Source organism: Candidatus Krumholzibacteriia bacterium, assembly GCA_035649275.1.
Taxonomy (GTDB): domain Bacteria; phylum Krumholzibacteriota; class Krumholzibacteriia.
The window spans coordinates 1-2602 of record DASRJW010000007.1 but is presented as its reverse complement, the minus strand read 5'-3'; the positions used below and the strand labels follow the sequence as shown (position 1 = coordinate 2602).

Sequence of the window (2602 nt, the reverse complement as noted above, 5' to 3'; positions counted from 1 at the left end):
CGAGAAGAACGCCACCATGCGCTGGCAAGAGATCATCCCTGGACTGGCGCCGCGGATCCATGCCTTCAACGACAACGGCCCCACCGGTTCCATCCTCTTCGAGTACATCCCGGGACACACCTTCGAGGAATACCTGCTGCGCGGCGACTCTCGCGGCATCCAGGATGCCCTGGCCTCGCTCTGCAAGACCTTGTCCCAAGTCTGGGAGAAGACCCGGGTCGAGACGCCGGTGACGCCGCACTTCGTGCAACAGCTGGCCGAGCGGCTCGGCGACGTCTACGCCTTGCATCCGGGCTTCCGCGCCGCCAATGCCGGCTTCGGGCGCCTCGCCCTCCCCTCCTTCGATGCGCTGGTGCAGCAGGCCCGCGACTTGGACGCCCAGCTCAGCTGTCCGTTTTCCGTCTTCACCCACGGCGATTTCAATGTGGACAATGTCATCCACCACCAAGGGGAGCGCCAGGTCCACTTCGTCGACCTGCATCGTTCCCGACCGGGGGATTACCTGCAAGACGTGTCGGTCTTCCTGGTCTCGAACCACCGGCTGCAGGTGTTCGACGAACCCATCCGCCAGCACATCCGCGACGTGATCCTGTTCTTCCACGACTTTGCCCGCGACACCGGCCAGCGTCTCGGCGACACCACCTTCGCCCCGCGCCTGGCCCTGGGGCTGGCGCGCTCCTTCGCCACCTCCACCCGCTTCGTCCTGGATCCGGAGTTCGCCAAGGCCATGTTCCTCCGCGCCCGCTACCTCCTGGAGGCGGTGCTGGCGGTGCCGCCGGAAGCCCTGGACCGCTTCGAGATCCCGCGTGAGGTGCTCCTTGACTGACCGCCTGCACGTCGGGGTGGTCGGCGTTCCCGGGCAGTGGTCCTCGGAAGCCCTGGCCGACGCCTTGGAGTCCCGCACCGGCCGAAGGCTCCTGGTGGACCTCGGCCGCGCCGTGTTCGACAGCCAACGGGGCGGCGTCTTCTACGAGGATCTCGATCTTTGCGCTCTCGACGGACTGGTGATCAAGAAGCTGGGGCACGATTACAGCCCGAGCATGCTCGACCGCATCGAGCTCTTGCTCTCCGTGGCGGAGGCAGGCGTCACCGTGCTCTCGCACCCGGCGAGCATCCTGCGTCTCGTCGATCGCCTGAGCGGTACCCTCACCTTGCAGCGGGCGGGGATCCCGATCCCGCCCACCGTGGTCACCGAGGACGTGGGGCGGGCGGCGGAAGCGGTGCAGCGCTTCGGGCGCGCGCTGCTGAAACCGCTCTTCAGCACCAAGGCCCGTGGCATGCGCATGCTCGTCGCCGGCCCGGATGTGGACCTCCAGGCGGAAATCCGTGATTACAAAGCGAACGCCGGGCCCGTGCTCTACGTGCAGCAGCGGGTGGAACACCGGGGCCGCGACCTGGGCGTGACCTTTCTCGGCGGGCGCTACCTCGGAACCTATGCCCGCGTCTCCGCCACCGATTCCTGGAACACCACCATCCATGCCGGCGGCTCGTACGCCGCCCACGAGCCGTCGCCCGCGGTGATCGAGGTGGCCCAGCGCGCCCAGGCGCTCTTCGACCTCGACTTCACCACGGTGGACGTGGCGGAGACTCCCGAAGGCCCCATGGTGTTCGAGGTCTCGGCCTTCGGCGGTTTCCGCGGCTTGCAACGCGGTCTCGGACTGGACGCCGCTTCTCTGCTGGCCGATCATGTGGTGGAGCGCATCGGCAAGAGCAAGCGCCTCCGCATCGTGGGGAGAGGACAATGATCGAGATGAGAACCCCTCTCGCCCGGCGCCGGGATCTGTTGGGACTCGCCGCAGCGGTACGCGTGCAGCACCCCATCCGGGCCCGCCGCGATTTCCACTTCGGCGGCCTCTCCGTCCTGGTGGAATCGAACTCCGTCGCCCTGGTGGATGCACTGGTCGCCTACTTCCGGCCTTTCCTGCGCGATTGGACCCAGGCTGTAGGCGAGCCGCGCACCGGCCTCGTGGTGACCGCGTTGGAAGCGGAAACGCCGCGCTTCAACCTGAGCTATCGCGATTGGCCGCGCGATCCGGGGAAGCTGCATCTCAAGGAACGCATCGCCGATCTGGCCGGCGGCCGCGTGGTGCAGAAGGTGCGGACGGGGATGCACTTCCTGGTCGGCGGCAGCATGCGCGTCGCCGTCGGGCCCTGTCTCGCCAACGCCAACCAGGTGATCAACTTCATCGTCACCCAGTACATCGACCACTACTTGCGTCAGGGCTGGCAGCTCTGTCACGCCGCCGGTGTGAGCGCCGGCGGCCGCGGTTTGGCTCTCGCCGGCATCGCCGGCGCCGGCAAGTCCACCCTGGCGCTCCACCTCCTGGGAAAAGGTCTCGCCTTCCTCAGCAACGACCGGGTCCTGGTCCGCGCCGGCAGCGAGGGCGTGCGGCAGGCCGGCGTGCCCAAGTTGCCGCGCATCAATCCCGGCACGGCCATGCATCAGCAGGAACTGCACGGGGTGCTCCCCGCCGCCCGGCGGGCCGAGTTGCAGAAGCTCGAAAGCAATGCGCTCTGGACGCTGGAAGAGAAGTACGACGTCGATCTCGACCTAGCCTTCGGCCCCGGCCGGCTGGCGCGGACCTCCGCTCTGGCGGGTCTC

General features: G+C 67.8%; 3 protein-coding genes. All 3 read left to right on the top strand.

From position 1 onward, the window contains the following. On the top strand, positions 1 to 826 hold an 826-nt coding region (locus VFE28_00240), incomplete at its 5' end, for a phosphotransferase (protein ID HZM14402.1). After that, positions 819 to 1745 (top strand): GAK system ATP-grasp enzyme, encoded by a 927-nt coding sequence (locus VFE28_00235; GenBank protein HZM14401.1) that lies wholly within the window; start codon positions 819 to 821, stop codon positions 1743 to 1745. The genes VFE28_00240 and VFE28_00235, both read left to right, overlap by 8 nt. Beyond that, a partial coding sequence (locus VFE28_00230) for an HprK-related kinase B (GenBank protein HZM14400.1) occupies positions 1742 to 2602 on the top strand: 861 nt, incomplete at its 3' end. The genes VFE28_00235 and VFE28_00230, both read left to right, overlap by 4 nt.